The 18,088-nt window shown below is 65.4% G+C and carries 19 protein-coding genes; 12 read left to right on the top strand and 7 right to left on the bottom strand.

All coding sequences use genetic code 11. The features are described from left to right. Positions 1–40: 40 nt before the first annotated feature. Complete coding sequence (locus N911_RS0113735) at positions 41–697, bottom strand: LexA family transcriptional regulator (protein WP_029898126.1); 657 nt, start codon at positions 695–697, stop codon at positions 41–43. A 137-nt stretch (positions 698–834) separates the two neighbouring features. Between N911_RS0113735 and N911_RS0113730 the strand changes: the two genes are divergently transcribed. The 4 genes from N911_RS0113730 to N911_RS0113715 all read left to right on the top strand — a co-directional run bounded on the left by N911_RS0113730 (position 835) and on the right by N911_RS0113715 (position 5,035). Beyond that, positions 835–1,623 (top strand): M48 family metallopeptidase, encoded by a 789-nt coding sequence (locus N911_RS0113730; RefSeq protein WP_029898123.1) that lies wholly within the window; start codon positions 835–837, stop codon positions 1,621–1,623. Positions 1,624–1,710: 87 nt separating this feature from the next. Then, positions 1,711–3,642 (top strand): hybrid sensor histidine kinase/response regulator, encoded by a 1,932-nt coding sequence (locus N911_RS17095; protein ID WP_051694436.1) that lies wholly within the window; start codon positions 1,711–1,713, stop codon positions 3,640–3,642. A gap of 42 nt (positions 3,643–3,684) precedes the next feature. After that, positions 3,685–4,212 (top strand): hypothetical protein, encoded by a 528-nt coding sequence (locus tag N911_RS0113720; RefSeq protein WP_029898119.1) that lies wholly within the window; start codon positions 3,685–3,687, stop codon positions 4,210–4,212. Positions 4,213–4,246: 34 nt separating this feature from the next. Next, entirely contained in the window at positions 4,247–5,035 is a 789-nt protein-coding gene (locus N911_RS0113715) for a TSUP family transporter (protein ID WP_029898110.1), read from the top strand. Positions 5,036–5,060: 25 nt separating this feature from the next. Here the strand turns inward: N911_RS0113715 and N911_RS0113710 are convergent, their stop codons facing one another. Next, the gene (locus N911_RS0113710) at positions 5,061–5,654 is read right to left on the bottom strand and encodes an arylesterase (RefSeq protein ID WP_051694531.1); all 594 of its coding nucleotides are present in this window, start codon (positions 5,652–5,654) and stop codon (positions 5,061–5,063) included. 64 nt (positions 5,655–5,718) lie between these two features. Between N911_RS0113710 and N911_RS0113705 the strand changes: the two genes are divergently transcribed. The 4 genes from N911_RS0113705 to N911_RS0113690 all read left to right on the top strand — a co-directional run bounded on the left by N911_RS0113705 (position 5,719) and on the right by N911_RS0113690 (position 10,783). Continuing rightward, positions 5,719–6,399, top strand: coding sequence for an ABC transporter ATP-binding protein (locus N911_RS0113705; RefSeq protein ID WP_029898107.1), 681 nt, complete (start codon positions 5,719–5,721; stop codon positions 6,397–6,399). After that, on the top strand, positions 6,396–8,912 hold the full coding sequence (locus N911_RS0113700) for an ABC transporter permease (protein WP_029898104.1): 2,517 nt from the start codon (positions 6,396–6,398) through the stop codon (positions 8,910–8,912). Before N911_RS0113705 ends, N911_RS0113700 begins: the two co-directional genes overlap by 4 nt. 93 nt (positions 8,913–9,005) lie before the next feature. After that, positions 9,006–10,001 (top strand): amidoligase family protein, encoded by a 996-nt coding sequence (locus N911_RS0113695; protein WP_035105558.1) that lies wholly within the window; start codon positions 9,006–9,008, stop codon positions 9,999–10,001. Further along, on the top strand, positions 9,998–10,783 hold the full coding sequence (locus tag N911_RS0113690) for a gamma-glutamyl-gamma-aminobutyrate hydrolase family protein (protein ID WP_029898101.1): 786 nt from the start codon (positions 9,998–10,000) through the stop codon (positions 10,781–10,783). The genes N911_RS0113695 and N911_RS0113690 overlap by 4 nt, the downstream gene beginning before the upstream one ends. Before the next feature lie 595 nt (positions 10,784–11,378). Here the strand turns inward: N911_RS0113690 and N911_RS0113685 are convergent. The 5 genes from N911_RS0113685 to rdgC all read right to left on the bottom strand — a co-directional run bounded on the left by N911_RS0113685 (position 11,379) and on the right by rdgC (position 14,825). Continuing rightward, positions 11,379–11,819 carry a PilZ domain-containing protein gene (locus N911_RS0113685; RefSeq protein WP_029898100.1) on the bottom strand — a complete coding sequence of 147 codons (441 nt, stop codon included), beginning with the start codon at positions 11,817–11,819 and terminating at the stop codon, positions 11,379–11,381. A 566-nt stretch (positions 11,820–12,385) separates the two neighbouring features. Then, positions 12,386–13,162, bottom strand: a complete 777-nt coding sequence (locus N911_RS0113680) for an IS3 family transposase (protein WP_051693969.1) — start codon at positions 13,160–13,162, stop codon at positions 12,386–12,388. Next, a complete protein-coding gene (locus N911_RS0113675; RefSeq protein WP_029895442.1) occupies positions 13,159–13,431 on the bottom strand; it encodes a transposase in 273 nt (90 codons plus the stop codon). Before N911_RS0113675 ends, N911_RS0113680 begins: the two co-directional genes overlap by 4 nt. 235 nt (positions 13,432–13,666) lie before the next feature. Then, positions 13,667–14,194, bottom strand: a complete 528-nt coding sequence (locus N911_RS0113670) for a hypothetical protein (protein WP_029898098.1) — start codon at positions 14,192–14,194, stop codon at positions 13,667–13,669. 10 nt (positions 14,195–14,204) lie between these two features. Continuing rightward, positions 14,205–14,825 carry a recombination-associated protein RdgC gene (gene rdgC, locus N911_RS0113665; protein ID WP_029898096.1) on the bottom strand — a complete coding sequence of 207 codons (621 nt, stop codon included), beginning with the start codon at positions 14,823–14,825 and terminating at the stop codon, positions 14,205–14,207. Positions 14,826–15,052: 227 nt separating this feature from the next. Here rdgC and N911_RS17710 point away from each other — a divergent pair, with 227 nt between their 5' ends. From N911_RS17710 to N911_RS0113640, 4 genes are all read left to right on the top strand, one after another. Then, entirely contained in the window at positions 15,053–15,238 is a 186-nt protein-coding gene (locus N911_RS17710) for a hypothetical protein (RefSeq protein WP_029898094.1), read from the top strand. Positions 15,239–15,281: 43 nt separating this feature from the next. Continuing rightward, positions 15,282–16,109 carry a transporter substrate-binding domain-containing protein gene (locus N911_RS0113650; RefSeq protein WP_029898092.1) on the top strand — a complete coding sequence of 276 codons (828 nt, stop codon included), beginning with the start codon at positions 15,282–15,284 and terminating at the stop codon, positions 16,107–16,109. Between the two features lie 85 nt (positions 16,110–16,194). Further along, complete coding sequence (locus tag N911_RS0113645; RefSeq protein WP_029898090.1) at positions 16,195–17,199, top strand: amino acid ABC transporter permease; 1,005 nt, start codon at positions 16,195–16,197, stop codon at positions 17,197–17,199. Next, positions 17,196–17,927 (top strand): amino acid ABC transporter ATP-binding protein, encoded by a 732-nt coding sequence (locus N911_RS0113640; protein WP_029898088.1) that lies wholly within the window; start codon positions 17,196–17,198, stop codon positions 17,925–17,927. Before N911_RS0113645 ends, N911_RS0113640 begins: the two co-directional genes overlap by 4 nt. Positions 17,928–18,088: the final 161 nt, after the last annotated feature.

Here is an 18,088-nt window from a genome sequence, read left to right as displayed (position 1 = left end):
GGCGGGGACTCGGGTCAAGCGGAGATGGAGCGGCGACCCGCTAGTGGAGTTCCCTGGCCATCCAGACCACCCGGCCGATGAGGCGGACGTGCTCCGCGTCGGACTCGTCGATCTCGATGGGCGGATAGAGGTCGCGGTTGTCCGAGAGCAGCACCAGTCCGCCCGGGCGTTTGTCCAGCCGTTTGAGCACGATGCCGTCGTCGATGCCCACCACGTGGATGCGGCCGTAGACCGGCTCGGTGACGCTCTCGTCCACCAGCACCACGTCGCCGTCGCGCAGGGTGGGCTCCATGGAATCCCCGGCCACGCCCATGAGCTTGAGGGATTCCGGCCCGGCGGTGGAAAGGCGGGTCAGGAAATCGCGCCGGAAGGCGTAGAAGCCCTCCACATCGCCGGAAGTCTCCAGCCCTTCCGGCCCCATGCGGGCCACCGCGCCCACCTTGGGCACCAGGGCGAAGTCTTCCGGGTCGCCGCCGCCGATGTGCTCCGGCCCCAGACCCGTTTCCAGCCAGACCGGGTTGGCTTGGTGCATGCGGGCCAAGCGCATGTACCAGTCGGGCGGCACGGTCTCGCGCCGCTTGGCGTCGGTCACGGCAGCCCGTCGGACGCCCAGCCGGTTGGCCAGATCCGCCTGGTTGCGGCTGCCGGTGGCGTGCATCATGCGCTGCAGCACGTCTTCCACGGACAAGCCCTTCATGGCCCCTCCACGGCGTTTGGCGCGGGAATTGGAGACATGCGGCGCACGGTAAACGGACGGTGGCGCACCCGTCAAGCAGCAGCGGACAAACGCTCGCGCATCTGGACAGGCCCGCCGGTGTGCGCTAGTTATGTCGCATGATGGGACGATTCCGGCGGTTCCTGCCGCACCTTCTCTGCCTGGCCCTTTTCCTGCTGCCCGCCGCCTGTGCCACGCAGCCCTACACGGGCGACTCACAGTTCACCCTCATTTCCGAGTCGCAGGCGCTGAAGCTGGGCGAGGACGCCGCCAACCAGGTGCTGAAGGAAAAGAAGCTCTCCGACAACGCCGAGTACGTTTCCCAGGTGGAACGCGTGGGCAAGAACATCTCCCGGGTCTCCATCAGGCCGGACTGGGACTGGAAGTTCTACGTCATCGAGGACGACTCGGCCAACGCCTTCGCCCTGCCGGGCGGCAAGGTGTTCGTGCACACCGGCATTCTTGAATTGGCCCAAAGCGACGACGAGCTGGCCACGGTCATGGGCCACGAGATCGCCCACGCCCTGCTGCGGCACGGCTCGGAACGCATGTCCACGGCCATGGCTTTGAACCTGGGCAGCGCCATCGGCGCGGCGGCCATGGGCGGGGGCTCGCGCGAGCAGCAGGCGGCCATGGTGGCCTTCGGCATCGGGGCCAACGTGGGCGTGCTGCTGCCCTTCTCCCGCAACCAAGAGCGCGAGGCGGACAAGATCGGCCTGCGCCTCATGGCCGAGGCGGACTACGACCCCGCGGCCGCCGTGACCTTTTGGCAGCGCATGCTGGCCAAGAAGGAGGAGGCGGGCAAGGACGCCCCGCCGGAATTCCTCTCCACCCACCCGCCCACCAACGAACGTATAGAGACCCTGCGCGATTTGCAGGCCTGGGCCCAGCAATACCGGCGTTCCTAGCTCGGCTGGACAGGTCCCCTTCCGCCGGACTATATATCCTCCCTGGCAGGGCAGGAATGGGAACCCCCCGGCGTTACAGGGAGATTCATGCAGCAGCCCCCCCGCATCCTGGTCGTTGACGACGAGCGCATCGTGGCCATGGACATCCAGCATACCCTGGAGTCGCTGGGCTACGAGGTGTCGGGCGCGGCCACTTCCGGCGAGGAGGCCGTCACCATGGCGGGGGACCGGGGGCCGGACCTCGTCCTCATGGACATCAACCTCGGCCGCGGCATGGACGGCATCGAGGCGGCAGGACAAATTTCCTCCCTCTTCGACCTGCCCGTGGTCTTTTTGACCGCCTACTCCGACACCTCCACCCTCAGCCGGGCCAAGGCGTCCCAGCCCTTCGGCTTCCTCATCAAGCCCTTCGAGCAGCGCGAGCTGCAATCCACCATAGAGATCGCCCTTTACAAGCACGCCATGGAATCGCGGCTGCGGGAGGCCAAACTGCAGGCCGAGTCCGCATCCAGGGCCAAGAACGCCTTCCTGGCCAACATGAGCCACGAGGTCCGCACGCCCATGAACGGCATCATCGGCATGGCCAACCTGCTTCTGGACACCGAGCACACCCAGGAGCAGCGGGAATACATGCTGATCATCAAGGACTCGGCCCATTCCCTGCTCAAGGTGCTCAACGACATCCTCGACCTCTCCAAGATCGAATCCGGCGAGGACGAGCCCGAGGAAGAGGACTTCGACCTCCGGGCGCTGGTGGAGAAGACCATGCAGGTGCTTTCCTTCCAGGCCCAGACCAAGGGCATAACCCTGACCCGCAAGGTGGACGGGGAGGTGCCCGCAAGGCTGCGCGGCGACTGCGGACGGCTGCGCAGGGCACTCTACAACATCGTGGACAACGCGGTGAAGTTCACCGAGTCCGGAGCGGTCACTCTGCGCGTTTCCCTGGCCGAGCCTCCCGCCGAGCGGGAGGGGCGGGAACGCCTTGGGCTGCGATTCCAGGTCTCCGACACCGGCGTGGGCATTCCGCGCGACAAGCAGCGGGAGATATTCCGCAGCTTCACCCAGGCGGAAAACTACCTCACCCGCCGCCACGGTGGCGCCGGACTGGGGCTGGCCATCGCCCGGCGGCTGGTGCGCGCCATGGGCGGCGACATCGAGGTAAACAGCGAGCCGGACAAGGGCAGCGTATTCACCTTCACCGTGCTTCTTGCCCCCGCCCGGGAGCATCCCGTGCCCTCCTTCCCCAAAAGCTCCTGCCCCGAGGGCTATGCCTTCCCGCGCGACCCGGCCTCCACCACAGTGCTGGTAGCCGACGACAACATGCCCTCGCGCAAGCTGGCCGCGGGCCTGCTGCGCAAGCAGGGCTTCAACGTCCTGGAGGCGGAAAACGGGCTGCAGGCCCTGGACACCCTGGCCACCAACCCGGTGGACCTGGTGCTCATGGACATCCAGATGCCCCGCATGGACGGCGTGGCCGCCACCAGGGCCATCCGCGCGGGTGAGGCCGAGGGCGTGCCGCCCACAGTGCCCGTGGTGGCCATGACCGCCCACGCCATGAAGGGCGACCGGGAACGGTATCTGGCCATGGGGTTGTCCGGCTACCTGACCAAGCCCCTGGACGCGGGACGGCTGATGCGGGCCGTGGCCCGCCACCTGGACTCCGGCGGCTCCGGCTCGGCCCCTCTGCTGGACGCGGCCGACGCCCTGGCCCGCCTGGACGGGGACCAGGAGTTGCTGCGGGAGGTGTGGGACGCCCTGGCAGCGGACGCCCAAGCCAAGCTGGCGGCCATCCATTCGGCCCTGGAGGCGGGAGACAGGGACGAACTTGGCCGGACGGCCCACGCCCTCAAAGGAGCGGCCGCCAACGCCGGTGCCGCCCTGTTGCGCGACCAGGCCCGGGAACTGCAACTGGCCTCGGCCGACCGCCCCTGGTCCGAACTGCGCGGCTTGGCCGAAGCCCTGTCCAGCACACTCCGGGCCACCAGAGAGCGCATCGACGAAGGCTCCCCCCTGCAATGACGGGCGTTGACGCGCCCGCCGCCCCCGACTACAACCCCACCCATGGCAAAAAAGCTGGCCGTGACCGTCTTCCTGCTGCTTCTGGCGGCGGGGGCGGCCCAACTCGTCGTCTACTTCCCGGACCTTCCCAGGCAGGTCGTCACCCAGACCGACGCCCACGGGGAACCCTCCACCACCATCATCAAGGTCGGCGTGGCGGCCATCTTCGTCATCGTGCTCCTGTTCTGCACGGCCTGGTTCCTCGGTCTCGGCCACTTCCTGGGCAAGCTGCCGGACCGCTACTTCAAGGTGCTGCCCGGCCGCGACTACTGGCTGGCCCCCCAGCGCCGCGCCGAGACCATCCGCTCGCTGCAAACCCATCTCACCTGGCTGGGCAACGCCACCATGGGCATGTTCATGGCCATCTTCCAGGCCATCTTCGTGCGCAACACCGGCGGGCCGGAGTTCAACCTCTCCACCGCCTCCTCCCTGTTCACCGCCCTCTACCTGACCTACGTCTTCTTCGCCCTCATCAAATTGCAGGCCCGCTTCCGCCTCGGGGAGAAAAAACAGGACAAGGGAGCCACCTAGCGGACCGCCCTCCGGCGGTGAAGGAAGAACGCTCATGGACTTCCTGGCCGTCGGCCTGACCTCCCTGCTGGTCTCCGCCCTGACCCTGTTTTCCGGGTTCGGCCTGGGCACCCTGCTGCTGCCCGTCTTCGCGCTCTTCTTTCCCGTGGACGTGGCCGTGGCCGCCACCGCCGTGGTCCACTTCGCCAACAACGCCTTCAAGGTGGGCGCGGTGGGCAAGCACGCCTCCAGCCGGCTGGTGCTCGGCTTCGGGCTGCCGGCGATCCTGGCGGCCTTCGCCGGGGCGGCCGCCCTGGGGCTGGTCTCCCACGTTCAACCCCTGGCAACCTATTCCATCGGCTCCATCCGGGCGGAGGTCACGCCGGTCAAGCTGGCCGTGGCCGCGCTCGTGCTTGGCTTCGCCCTGCTGGAGTTGTCCCCTCGACTGCAACGGCTGCGGTTCAACGGCAAAAAGCTGGTGCTGGGCGGGCTGGCCTCGGGCTTTTTCGGCGGCTTCTCCGGCCACCAGGGCGCGCTTCGTTCCGCTTTTCTGGCCCAGGCGGGCGTTTCCACGGAAGCCTTCGTGGGCACCAACGCGGTCATCGGCTTTCTGGTGGACGTCGCCCGCCTCGCCACCTACACGGCCACCTTCCTGCTGGCCGGAGCGGGCAGCCCGCTGGGGCCTAAACAGTGGCCCCTGGTGGGCGCGGCCGTGGCCGCCGCCTTCGCCGGAGTCATGCTGGGCAAGCGGTATCTGCACGCCGTGCCCATGCGGACGGTTCAGGCGGTCATGGGCGCGTTGCTTCTGTGCATCGCCGCCGCCTTGGCGGCGGGAATCATCTGAAAGGGAGAATATGCGGGAAGGCGGCTCAGTCCAGCCCGCAGGCGACTCGGGCCTCGCGCTTGATGAGCGGCAGCAGGTCGTTGGCGATGACCCGCGCGCCCTCGGCGTTGGGGTGGATGCCGTCGCCCTGGTTCAGGGCGGGATCGGCGGCCACCTTCTCCAGCAGGAAGGGATGCAGGGCCAGCCCGTACTTTTCGGCCAGATCCGGATAGACCGCGTTGAAACGTTGCTCATACTCCGGACCCAGGTTGCGCGGTGCCTTCATTCCCGCCAATACAACGCGGATGCCCCCGGCCTGCAGCGTCTCCACGATGGCCGACAGATTCTCCCGCAGCCGCTCGGGCGAGAGGCCGCGCAGGGCGTCGTTGGCCCCCAGGGCCACCAGGGCCAGGTCGTACTCCTCGCCCTGCAGCAGCCAGTCCACGCGGGCGCGCCCCCCGGCCGAGGTGTCGCCGGAGACCCCGGCGTTGGTTATCTCCGCCGGAACCCCCTCCTCACGCAGCAGCTTCTGCAGCACCGTGGGGAAGGCGTCCTTCTCCGGCAGGCCGTACCCGGCTGTCAGGGAGTCGCCCAGGGCCAGGATGCGGCAGGTGTCGGCGGCGGACGCGGGCTGTACCATTGCAATGAGGAGCAGGAGTGCTACAAGGGGAAGCTTGAACATATCATCCTATGGAGCGTGACGAATGCGAGCGGGAGACGCGGCTATCGCCCTTTCCGGAGTTTCCCTGACGTTACCGGGGGCGCGCGGCCCGGTCAACATCCTGCGGGATGTGGACCTGCGCGTGGAACCCGGCGAGTCCGTGGGGGTCATGGGACCCTCCGGCGCGGGCAAGACCTCCCTGCTCATGGTGGTCTCCGGGCTGGAGCGGGCCACGTCCGGCACCCTGCTGGTGGCCGGGCGCGACGTGGGCGCCATGGACGAGAACGCCCTGGCCCGCTTCCGGGGCGGCCACGTGGGCATCGTCTTCCAGTCCTTTCACTTGGTGGCGGCCATGACCGCCCTGGAGAACGTGGCCCTGCCCCTGGAACTGGCCCGGGTGCCCGACGCCTTCGACCGCGCCCAGGCCTCCCTGGAGGCGGTGGGCCTGTCGCACCGGCTGGGGCACTATCCCTCGCAGCTCTCGGGCGGCGAGCAGCAGCGGGTGGGCCTGGCCCGCGCCTTCGCCTCCCGGCCGGACATCATCCTGGCTGACGAGCCCACCGGCAACCTGGACCGCGAAACGGGTGAACTGGTCATCGAGCGGCTGTTCACCCTGGCGGGCGAAACCGGCTGCACCCTGCTCCTTGTCACCCACGACCGCGCCCTGGCGGACCGCTGCTCCAGGCGGCTGTCCATGCGCGACGGCAGGGTGGCCGAGGCGTGACCCTCCCCCTCTCCCTCCGCCTGGCCCGCCGCGAGCTGCGGCAGGGGTTCTCCCGCTTTGGGGTGTTCCTGGCCTGCCTGACGCTGGGCGTGGGCCTCATCAGCCTGGTGGGCAGCCTGTCCTCGGCCGCGGACGAGGGCATCCGCCGCGACGCCCGGGCCATCCTGGGCGGCGACCTGGAGATCACCTCCACCTTCCAGCCCCCGCCCGAGCCGGTGCGGCGCGAGCTCGAAGAGTCCGGCCGCGTTTCCCGCGTGCTGACCATGCGCACCATGGCCCGCCTCCCGGCCGAAAACGCCCGGCTCCTGGTGGAGCTCAAGGCCGTGGACGACGCCTACCCCCTCTTCGGCCAAATGGAGCTGGACCCTTCGCAGCCCCTGGACGCGGCCCTGGCCGAACGCGGCGGCCGTTACGGCGCGGCCGTTGAGCCGGAGCTTCTGGAACGCATGGGCGCGTCCGTGGGCGACGTGCTCCGCGTGGGCTCGGCGGACATCGAGATCCGCGCCGCCATCCAGCGCGAGCCGGACCGGGCCGTCTCCCTGTTCACCCTCGGCCCCAGGCTGCTCATTTCCCGCCCGGCCGCCGAGGCCACCGGTCTGCTGCTTCCCGGCTCCATGATTCGCCACAAGCTGCGGGCGGACCTGCGCGGCGCGGACGCCCAGGCCGTGGCCGAGCAACTGCGGGCCGACTACCCGGACGCGGGCTGGCGGGTGCGCGACTTCACCTCCGCCGGGCCGCGCCTGCGCCGCTTCATGGACAACCTGGATCTCTACCTGACCTTCACCGGCTTGGCGGCCATCCTCGTGGGCGGCCTGGGCATGGGCGGCGCGGTGTCCTCCTTTCTGGAAATGAAAAACCGCTCCATCGCGGTCATGAAGACCTTCGGCGCGGAATCCGGCCTCATTCTGCGCGTCTATCTGGCCCAAGTGCTCTTTCTCACCCTTCTCGGCTGCGCCGCCGGGGCGATTCTGGGCGGGGGCCTGCCCGCCCTGGCCGCGGAAAGTTTGCAAAGCGTGCTGCCTGTGCCCCTGGCCGCAGGCATCTACCCCCTGGCCCTGCTCAAGGCCGCGGGATTCGGCTTGCTCACAGCCCTCAGCTTCAGCCTGCCGCCGCTGCTGCGCGCCGGGCGGGTGCGCGGTGCCTCCCTCTTCCGGGGCTACGCTGATCCGGGCCGGACAGGGCTTCCCGCCCGCGCCCGTGCGGCCGTGGTCCTGGCCGCCCTGGCCCTGGCCGGATACACCGTGGCCGTCACCAGCGACCACCTCCTCGCCCTCTCCTTCTGCGGCGCGGCCCTGGGCGCCCTGGCCGTCTTCCGCATGCTGGCCTGGGCGGTCCGCAAGACCGCCTTCCGCATCCGCCCGCGCGGCCGCCCCAGGCTGCGGCTGGCCCTGTCCGCCCTGCACCGTCCGGGCAACGCCACCCAGGCCGTGCTTTTCGCCCTGGGCCTGGGGCTGACCGTGCTCACGGCCGTGAACCTGGCGGGCGGCAACCTGCGCAACCAGATCGCCCTGGCCCTGCCGGAGCGCGCCCCCTCCTTCTTCTTCATCGACATCCAGCCAGCCCAGGCCGAGCGGTTCGACGAGTTGGTCCGCTCCCTGAAGGGGGTCAACCAGTTGCGCCGCCAGCCCATGCTTCGCGCCCGCATCACCCGCATCGGCGGTCGCCCGGTGGAGGAGGTGGACATTCCCGAGGAGTTCCGCTGGACCGTGCGCTCCGACCGGGGCGTGACCTATCGGGCTGATCCTCCGCCCGGCAACGAGATCGTGGCCGGAAAATGGTGGGGCGCGGACTACTCCGGCCCGCCCCTGCTCTCCTTCCCGGCGGAGATCGCCAAGGGCTACGGCGCCGGCGTGGGCGACACCCTCACCGTGAACCTCCTGGGCCGGGAGATAACGGCGGAAATCGCCAACCTGCGCGAGGTGGAGTGGTCCACCCTGGCCATGAACTTCACCCTGGTCTTTCCGCCCGGCATTCTGGAAAACGCCCCCCAGACGCACATCGCCACGGTCTATGCCGACACCGGCAGCGAGGCCGGGGTCCTGTCACAGGTCTCCGACGCCTTCCCCAACGTCTCCGGCATCCGCATCAAGGAGGTGCTGCAGCGGGTGGCCGACCTGCTGGGCTCCATCGGCCAGGCCGTGCGGGCCGTGGCCTTGGCGGCCATCGTCACCGGTGTGCTGGTGCTGGCCTCCGCCCTGCGCGCGGGCACCCGGCGGCGCGTCTTCGAGGCCGTGGTCATGCGCGTGGTGGGGGCCACCAGCCGCGACATCCTGGCCGTGCTCACCCTGGAGCTTGTCCTGCTGGGGGTGGTGGCGGGCATCGCTGCAGCGGGGCTCGGCGTGCTGCTCTCCTGGCTGCTGGTGGAAGAGGTCATGAACCTGCAATGGACCTTCATGCCCGGCACCGCCCTGCTCACCGTGGGCGCGGCCACGGCCGTTACCGTGCTGCTGGGCCTGTCCGGCATGCGGCGTGTGCTGCGGCAGAAACCGGCGGAAATACTGCGCAACGAATGACGTTGCCCGTGTCCGGACTGTCGGCTACCCTCCGGCGGAATCCAGCAACGCTCCCCCGGCCCGGCCGGGGCGGCAAACCAGGAACACGACCTTATGAGCGACTTTCCCCCGCCCCCCAGGCGGGAAAACGCGGAAGGCAACCCCCGGCGCGCCGGGTTCGAGATCGAGTTCGCCGGGGTGGACCTGCCCGAAGCCGCCCGCGCCGTGGCCGAGGTCTTCGGCGGAGAAGTGAAACAGGAAAACGAGTTCGCCTACCGCGTGACCACCGAGATGGGCGAGTTCCAGGTGGAGCTGGATTCCCACCTCATCCGCCACAAGCGGTACGAGCACTTCCTCTCCAAGATGGGCATCGACCTCGACGGCCTCAAGGACAAAAAGCCCCTGGAACAAACCCTGCGTTCCGTGTCCAGCGAGTTCGTGCCTACCGAGGTGGTCTCCCCACCCCTGCCCATGGACGGCCTCGCCCCCCTGGACGAACTGCGCGAAAAGCTGCGCGGACTGGGGGCGGAAGGCACCAAGGCCTCCCCCTTCTTCGCCTTCGGCATGCAGATCAACCCCGAGGCCCCGGCCCTGGACGCCGAAACCATCCTGGCCTACCTGCGGGCCTTCCTCCTGCTCTTCGACTACATCCGCAAGCAGGCGGACATCGACCTCTCCCGGCGCGTCTCCCCGTTTGTGGACCCCTTCCCCGACCGCTTCACGCGCCGCTTCATCGACCCGGCCTACGACCCGGACAGCGTGGACGGGCTCATCCGCGACTACCTGCAGGACAACCCCACGCGGAACCGTCCTCTGGACTGCCTGCCCCTCTTCGCACACATCAACGAGGACCTGGTCCACTCCTTCGACGTGGAGCACCATCTCATCAAACCGCGCCCCGCCTTCCACTACCGGTTGCCGGATTGCCGCATTGACGACCCGGACTGGACCATCGCCATGGAGTGGTCCCGCTGGCTGCTGGTGGAACGCCTGGCCGACGACCCCGACCGCATCCGCACCATGAGCCAAGCCTATCTGGACATGCCCGGCTTCCCCATGGAGCTCTTTTCCAAGTCCTGGGCCGAAAAAGCGGAGGCGTTCCTGGCGTGAGCCGTCCGGCCATCGGGGTCAGCGTCCCCTCCGAAGGCGGCATGCCCATGTGGTGCTTCCTCTGGCTCTCCTTGCGGCTGGCCGGGGCGCGCCCCCTGCGCATCACCCCGGACCGCCCGGCCTCGGCCGAATCCCTGGACGGCCTGCTTCTCTCCGGCGGGGCGGACATCTCCCCCAGCCTCTACGGCGAGGAACCCGAGCACTTCCTGGAGGACCTCAAGCAGAGCGAACCCACGTTGGGCGGTAAAATCATCGGCGCCCTCATCTTCCCCCTGCTCTACCTGCTCCGCCGCCTCTCAGCCCTGGCCCGCACACCCCGGCTGGCCCCGAAACGAGACGAACTGGAGCAACGCCTCCTCAAAGAAGCCCTCCAGCGCCGCCTGCCCGTATTCGGCATCTGCCGGGGCATGCAACTCCTCAACGTGGCCGAAGGCGGCTCCCTCTACCAGGACATCTCCGCCCTGGCCGTGGAAGTCCCCCGCATGCGCACAGTTCTACCGCGCAAGCTCATCGCCGTGGAACCCGGCTCCCACCTCGCCCTCGCCCTGGGACGCACCAGCGCGCGCGTCAACGCCCTCCACCACCAGGCCGTCCGCGACCTCGGCCGGGGCATGGCCATCGCCGCGCGCGACGAAACCGGCATGGTCCAGGCCGTGGAGCACACCACCGAGCCCTTCATCCTCGGCGTGCAATGGCACCCCGAATTCCTCCCCCACAAACCCGAACAACGGGCGCTGTTCAGGGCTTTCGTGGAAGCGTGCAAGAAAATGAAGGAAGAGTGAAGAAAGAGGGAAGATTTCGCCCTGTCGGGCGACCAGGGGGCTACGCGCCCCCTAGACCCTGCGGCAAACTACCTTTGCATGTGTGTTCGCGGGGTGGCGCGCGTCAGAGGGGCTACGGGGAGTAGTCCGCGATCCAACGTCCGTCGTGGGCTGCAAGCCGGAAAAACCTCGCTCCGGCCGTGTGGCGCATGCTGCGTTGGATGCGGGATTGGGGCATGAAGATTTCGCCCTGGCGGGCGACCAGGGCCTGCGCGGCCCTGGAACCGCGGCAAACCAAGTGTGCATGTGTATTCGCGGATTGGCGCGCGTCAGGAGTTGGGCGGGAAGCACTCCGGCGAACCAATTGGCGATTGTTGCAGCAAATATAACCCCGCCTCGGTCGTTTGGTTTCCCATGCGTTGAACGCGGGATTGGACTTTTGTCTCCGGCTGCACGTTGTCAGTACCCCGCCACCGAGCGAAGCGAGCAATACGAGAATTTTCAGGAAGGATGGAAGGGGCGTGGAAAGGAAGGATATCCCGCGCCATGAAAAAACGGGGTTGGCCGGGCAACCGCCCGGCCAACCCCGTTTCCATTTGGATGAATAGCCGCTTGTTTACAGAGCTTGTTCCATGATCCGCTGTTTCCTGCGCGCGTCGAGTTCTTTTTTCTGTTCGATGAGGACGATGGCCGAGAGTCGGCAGTCTTCGTCCAGGCTCGGGTTGTCGAAGCGGCAGCCGCAGGTGGTTTCGTCAATGCGGACGATGGTGCCCTTGATGTTGTCCACCAGGGTGGTGTCGCCACGCCGTATGGTCAACGCAACGGGCTCGTCCGTCTCAAAATGGTTTTCCTGATGGTAGAAGGCCAGGCCGCATACGCTGAGGTCGCGCAGGGGATAAAGCCGCTGCCTGTCCCGCCCGCTCACCAGCACGGCCAAATGCGGTGTGGTCACGCGGTAGGCTTGGCGTTTGCTTTTTTCCCGGTCTTCGTCCAGGCGCCGGCGAATCCGCTCGATCTGCTCGCTGTCCCGCTCGATGGTGCTGCCGAAGAGTCGCACGTCCCCCTCCAGGTGGGTCTGAAATGTGCCGTTTGAGGATTCCGCTCGGAACAAGGCCGCCCCGGCGGAAAAATCCTCTTGCCCAGTTGTCCTGCACGGCAAATTTGCAAACACCGGACCCGGACGGGGAATCCATTAGATTCCGAATGGAAAGGGATGAAAAACGAGGGATGAGGCAATATGTGCCGCCGGAAGGGACGGATTCCCGACAGGGAAAATGACTCCGGCGGGAGGAAAAGATGTCGCCCTGGCGGCAGACCAGGAAATGCCTCCGGCGGCTAGGGCCTGCGAGGCCCTGGACCCGCAGCAAAATAACTTTGCATGTGTATCGCGTGTTGCCGCGCGTCAGAGGGAGGGCGGGGAGCACTCCGGCGAACCAACTGGCGATTGTTGCACCTGGTATAATCCCGCCCCGGTCGTTTGGCTTCCCATGGGTTGGACGCGGGTTGGGCTGATGTTCCTCGACTCCATGTTGCCAGCACCCAGCCTCCGAGCGAATCGACCGATACGAGATTTTTTAGAAAGAAAGGAGGGGTGTTGGCAGGAAAGAATGTACTGCCCCCGGTTTAGCAAGCCTTTTTTAAGAGAGTCCGCGAGTTGATCAGTTCCTGCTCGGTTGTCACCGGGGTTTTATACCCCAGCGCCGAGTGCAGGTAGCCTTGGTTGTATTCTTCGATCCAGGAGCCCAAGGCTTGGCAAAAGGCCGTCGGGCTACGCCATTCATTAATCCAGACCAGCTCTTCCTTCATGGTGCGCATGAAGCGCTCGGTGTCGGCATTGCCTTTTGGGTTGTTGTAGCTGGTGAAGGCGAGTTTGATGTCCATGACGCGGCAAGCCTTCATGAAGCTCGCCGAGGTCGGCTGGCAGCCGTTGTCGGCCATGAGATGAAGACCGCCGTCGCGCACGCCTTCGGGGAACTGCCTGCCGACAGCCGCGTTGAGCGCCGAGAGCCAATGCCACGCCTTGGCCTGGTCGCCGGCGTAATGGCCGACGACCTTCTTGGTGCGCCAATCAAGCACAATGACCACGTACAGCCAGCCGTAGCCGTCAATCTTGATTTTGGTCATGTCGATACCCCACCACTCGTTGGGTCGCGTGGGCCGGGGCTTGACGCCGGTCGGCCTGCGTTTGGCCTTGAGTCGCAGGTTGGGCTTCACCGTGAGGTCATGCTCGCTCATGAGCCGGTAGACGCGATTTTTGCCGACGACTACGCCGTCCACGAAGCGCAGAAACGCCCAGACCCGACGGTATCCCCAGAACGGATGGTCGGCCTTGATGCCGCGAATGCGGGCCAGGAGGTCGGCGTTGCGCTCGGCGACCTTTGCATATGGTCCACGCTTCATCCGAACGGCCCGCTTTTTTTTAGCTCAATGGTCAACTCACCGATCAGGCTTTTGAGCTTCATGTTCTCGCGCTCAAGCTTGGCCGTACGCTGTGCGCCGTGCTCGGTCTCGAACGCTTTGTGCGCCTGGGCAAGGAATTGATCGCGCCACTTGTAGTACTGGTTCTGCGAGATGGCGTACTCGGCGCACACTTCGCCCACGGGTCGTCCTCGAAGGCCTTCGAGGACGACCCGAGTCTTCTGCTCCGGGGTCCACTTCCGTCGCTTCATGGCAAACCTCCTGCCTGTTGAGAAGCCACGGACTTCCACTTAAATCAAGGCTGTTTCAAACTGGGGGCAGGATAAGAAAGCCGTATTTTCACTAGGAAAAAAAAGGGGGCTTTATCCTGCCCTGAACTTTCACTCCCGCCAACCACCATTCATTCCCCGCTTCCCCCAAAAAAGACGGCGGGGTTCCGGGCCAAACCCGGAACCCCGCCGATTCATTCTCCACGTGCTATCCAGCCTATTCTTCCTTGGCAAGCCAGTGGCGGAAGGAGGAGACTTCTTCTTCCCATTTATTGGGTGAGAGCCGCAGGTCGAGGAAGCGGGTGTAGAGGGTATCGAGGAAGGTGAGGCAGTTTTCGATGAGGAAGAGTTTTTCCAAAAAAACGGCGTCAGGGTCGTCGTCGCTGGTTTTTTCCACTTTGGGCGGTTTCATGGAGCCCAGGGCGAAGTCCTCGGCCTTGACCTGGACGGTCCACTCCTCGCCGTCCTGGTCGAACTTGAGCTGGGCCTTGCCAACTTTCTTGCCGCGCCGCAGGCCCATTTTGGCTTCGGCCATGCGGGCGTGGGCCCCTGTGACCACGGCGGTCTCCTTTTCATCGCCCTCCCCGCCCTGGACCTGGACGCGCTGGTCCATGAACACGGTGAAGTTGTGGCCGTCGGGCGTGGCGAAGAGCCCGTTGTCCATCTCGCTGCGGAACCACAGCCAGGTCAGGAACTCCTGTCCCAGCAGGGCGCTTTCCTTGTCGGTCAGCGTGTAGTCTGCCATGGGGGTCTCCTTATCCGGCCGAGAAGGTCGTGGGTTCGAGGTTTTCCAGGCGGGAAACGGCGTCTTCGCCCTTGAGGCGGCTGGCCAGGTAGAAGGGGGTCTGCGGCTCCAGCTCCAGTTCGAAGGTGAGGGTGAAGAGGTCCTCGAACAGGGCGCGCGCCTTGGCGTTGGTGGAGCCAAAGAGCACGGCCTGGCTGCGGGTGTCCCAGACCACCTCGAAAACCGCCGGGATGGGCGGAGTGCGGGCGCGCAGGCGCAGGACGACGTTCTCCCTGATTTCCTTTTTCTTGGCCTTGGAGACGAACTTCTTGTCCTCATCCTCGATGGAAGCCTTGTATTGCCGGATTGCCAGCTCCGTGTGCTTCTTGAGCACGGCGGGCGGGATGCGGCGGGTGTCCAGGCGCAAGGACCAGGCGAAGTAGTGCGCTTTTTCCGACGGCGCGGTGCGCCAGGCGGAGTCCAGGTAGTCATCGAAGCAGACCCAGCCGAAGGAACGTTCGTCGGCTGTTTCCTCGATTTCCACGAAGGCGTGCTGGCGAAGCCTGTCCGGCACTTCGGCCCACAGTTCCTTGGTCACGTCGCCGTTTGGCATGTATCTGGTGAAGCTGGTGGATGCGGAAAGGAATCCCACTGGGTCCTCCTTGGGGTTTGCGAAAAGTCCGTCCCCGCCTACCCCAATCCGGCCCACCTTTCCACCCCGGAAAAGGCCGCCGAACTGCATGCCGTTTTTGGCAACCTCCCCCGCCACCTCTATCCGCCCATCCCATTCTTGTCGCACGAACGTCAAAAACAGCTTGTCAGAAAGGGCCCGCTGGGGGTATGGAAACCCCCGCAGCCGCTACATTGCGAGGGTACGAGATGGACGGAAGGGAAGGTCGGCAAAAACGCGAGGGCGAGGGTCACTCCGAGCCAGTGCAGGTGTACTGCCCCAAGTGCGGTCACACCGAGATCGTCTACATTCCCAGAGAGGAAATCCCCCTCTGCCCGCGACACAAAAAGCGGATGCTGGTCAAGGAAATCCTGACGGAAGGCAAATATTATTAGCCCCGTCGCGCACGCGTTCCCACCGACCCGGAGGAAATTCCCCATGAAAAAACTCGTCACTCTGGTCCTGAGCCTGGCCTTCCTCGCCGCAGCCGCCATGCCCGCCACGGCCGCCAATACCCGGATGGAGCTGGTCAAGCAGTCCACCCTGGAGGAAATCCAGCAGCGCGGCGAACTGCGCGTGGGCTTCGAAGCGGGCTACATGCCCTTCGAGATGACCGACAAGAACGGCAATTTCGTCGGCTTCGACATCGAGGTGGCCAAGGAGATGGCCAAGGACATGGGCGTCAAGTTCGTGCCGGTCAACACCGCCTGGGACGGCATCATCCCCGCCCTGCTCACCGAGAAGTTCGACATCATCATTTCCGGCATGACCGTCACTCAGGAGCGCAACCTGAAGGTCAACTTCGCCGACCCCTACATTACCGTTGGCCAGACCATCCTGCTGCGCAAGGAGCTTGAGAACGAGGTCAAGTCCTACAAGGATCTCAACGATCCCAAGTACACCGTGGTCTCCAAGCTGGGCACCACCGGCGAGCAGGCCGTCCTGCGCAAGATCCCCAAGGCCACCTACAAGTCCTTCGAGACCGAGACCGAGGCGGCCATGGAAGTCCTCTCCGGCAAGGCCGACGCCTACGTCTACGACCTGCCCAACTGCGTGGTCTTCATGGCTCAGCAGGGCAAGGACAAGCTGGTCTTCCTTGACGAGCCCTTCACCTACGAGCCCCTGGCCTGGGCCGTGCGCAAGGGCGACCCCGATTTCCTGAACTGGCTCAACAACTTCCTGCGCCAGATCAAGAACGACGGCCGCTACGAGCGTATCTACAACAAGTGGATCAAGAGCACCGAGTGGATCGAAAAGGTGCAGTAGCCGGCCGCCCCTGAGCGGCCCCGGGGAGGCCCATCGGGCCTCCCCATTTTTTTGTCCAACGCAGGCTCCAAGGAGAAGGCCCGCCATGAGTTCCGGCTTGCTGACCCGAAGAGGCCCCGGATACAAGCTATTCTGGCGTTCCGCTTTCATCGCCTCGGTCGTCGTTGTCATCGGCCTCTTCTATTACGCGTCCATCTCCGTGGACTATGTCTGGAGATGGTACAACGTCCCCAAATACTTCATCGCCGAAACCGATATCGAAGTACGCGCCGAAGTACCCGGCGAGATCGAATCCATCACCACAAAAGGTGAACAGACAAGCATCACTATCGAGGGACCGGACGGGGAAGAGACCTACACCATGCCCGCCACAGGCGAGGTCATGGCTTCCGAGGGCGACTTCATGTACATGGGGGACGTCGTCGGCACCTACCACGAAACCAAGCCGGGGCTCTTGCTCATCGGCTTATGGATGACGCTGAAGGTCTCCTTCATCGGCATTATCTTCGGCGTCCTGCTGGGATTGATAACCGGCATCTGCCGCATCTCCGACAATCCCTTTCTCAAGTCGTGGTCCATCACCTACATCGAGCTTGTGCGCGGCACGCCGCTGTTGGTGCAGATATTCATCTGGTATTTCCTGTTCGGCACGCTCATCAACGACATCCTCAACACGCAGGGCCTGCCCCAGCTCCCGCCACTGTGGTTCGGCGTGGCCTCGCTGGCCTTCTTCTCCGGGGCCTATGTGGGCGAGATCGTGCGCGCCGGCATCCAGTCCATCCACAGGGGTCAAATCGAGGCCGCCCGCTCCCTGGGCATGAATTCCTTCGAGTCCATGCGGCACGTCATCCTGCCGCAGGCGCTCAGGCGCATCCTGCCGCCGCTGGCCGGACAGTTCATCTCCCTGGTCAAGGACTCCTCGCTGTTGGGCATCATCGCCATCCGCGAGCTGACCAAGGCCACCCGAGAGATTGTCACCACATCGCTGCAGCCCTTCGAGATGTGGATCGTCTGCGCCCTGCTCTACCTCATCCTGACCGCGGCCCTCTCCCTCTTCACCCAATACCTCGAGAGGAGAATGGTGCAGTGATCAAGGCGGAAAACGTAACCAAGTACTTCTTCATCCCCGAGCGCATCACCGCCCTGGACAAGGTCTCAGCCGAAATCCAGCGCGGCGAGGTGGTGGTCATCATCGGCCCCTCCGGCTCGGGCAAGTCCACCTTCCTGCGCTGCCTCAACCGGCTGGAATACGCCGACGAGGGACACGTCTGGGTGGACGGTGTGGACATTCTCGACTCCAAGACCAACATCAACAAGGCCCGCGCCGAAATGGGCATGGTCTTTCAGCAGTTCAACCTCTTCCCCCACAAGACCGTGCTGGAGAACCTCACCCTGGCCCAGCAGGTGGTGCGCAAACGCGGCGGCAAGGAAGCCAAGGAAAACGCCGAACGCCTCCTCAACCGCGTGGGCTTGGCGGACAAGGCGCGCTCCTACCCGGACAACCTCTCCGGCGGACAGCAGCAGCGCGTGGCCATCGCCCGCTCCCTGGCCATGACCCCAAAAGTCATGCTCTTCGACGAACCCACTTCCGCCCTTGACCCGGAAATGGTCGGCGAAGTGCTGGACGTCATGAAAACCCTGGCCAAGGAAGGCATGACCATGGTCGTTGTCACCCACGAGATGGGCTTCGCCCGCGAAGTGGCCGACCGCGTCCTGTTTATGGACATGGGACGCATCCTGGAAACCGGCACCCCGGAACACTTCTTCCAAACCCCGGAACACGAACGCACCAAACTCTTCCTCAGCCAAATCCTGTAGGAAAGCGAAATTATATCACTGAAAATGGCGCTGGAAACCGTCGGTTTCCAGCGCCATTTTTTTGGTGTGGGAAGAGTGGTGGAGGGGAATGCACGATGGCTGACGGGGGTGTTGTGCAGGGCAGTGGGAAAAGGGGGTGTACTGCCCAATTTCGCGTCCAA

This window comes from Desulfohalovibrio reitneri (assembly GCF_000711295.1).
Classification (GTDB): Bacteria; Desulfobacterota; Desulfovibrionia; order Desulfovibrionales; family Desulfovibrionaceae; genus Desulfohalovibrio; species Desulfohalovibrio reitneri.
The sequence above is the reverse complement of the archived record's forward strand: the minus strand, read 5'-3'. Positions and strand labels throughout refer to the sequence as shown.

Coding starts and splice junctions, on each gene's coding strand:
- N911_RS0113705 (WP_029898107.1), top strand. CDS start 5,719: ATGCGAGCGGGAGACGCGGCTATCGCCCTTTCCGGAGTTTCCCTGACG.
- N911_RS0113695 (WP_035105558.1), top strand. CDS start 9,006: ATGAGCGACTTTCCCCCGCCCCCCAGGCGGGAAAACGCGGAAGGCAAC.
- N911_RS0113715 (WP_029898110.1), top strand. CDS start 4,247: ATGGACTTCCTGGCCGTCGGCCTGACCTCCCTGCTGGTCTCCGCCCTG.
- N911_RS0113720 (WP_029898119.1), top strand. CDS start 3,685: ATGGCAAAAAAGCTGGCCGTGACCGTCTTCCTGCTGCTTCTGGCGGCG.
- N911_RS0113735 (WP_029898126.1), bottom strand. CDS start 697: ATGAAGGGCTTGTCCGTGGAAGACGTGCTGCAGCGCATGATGCACGCC.
- N911_RS0113675 (WP_029895442.1), bottom strand. CDS start 13,431: ATGAAGCGACGGAAGTGGACCCCGGAGCAGAAGACTCGGGTCGTCCTC.
- N911_RS17710 (WP_029898094.1), top strand. CDS start 15,053: ATGGACGGAAGGGAAGGTCGGCAAAAACGCGAGGGCGAGGGTCACTCC.
- N911_RS0113650 (WP_029898092.1), top strand. CDS start 15,282: ATGAAAAAACTCGTCACTCTGGTCCTGAGCCTGGCCTTCCTCGCCGCA.
- N911_RS0113670 (WP_029898098.1), bottom strand. CDS start 14,194: ATGGCAGACTACACGCTGACCGACAAGGAAAGCGCCCTGCTGGGACAG.
- N911_RS17095 (WP_051694436.1), top strand. CDS start 1,711: ATGCAGCAGCCCCCCCGCATCCTGGTCGTTGACGACGAGCGCATCGTG.
- N911_RS0113710 (WP_051694531.1), bottom strand. CDS start 5,654: ATGGTACAGCCCGCGTCCGCCGCCGACACCTGCCGCATCCTGGCCCTG.
- N911_RS0113680 (WP_051693969.1), bottom strand. CDS start 13,162: ATGAAGCGTGGACCATATGCAAAGGTCGCCGAGCGCAACGCCGACCTC.
- N911_RS0113730 (WP_029898123.1), top strand. CDS start 835: ATGATGGGACGATTCCGGCGGTTCCTGCCGCACCTTCTCTGCCTGGCC.
- N911_RS0113645 (WP_029898090.1), top strand. CDS start 16,195: ATGAGTTCCGGCTTGCTGACCCGAAGAGGCCCCGGATACAAGCTATTC.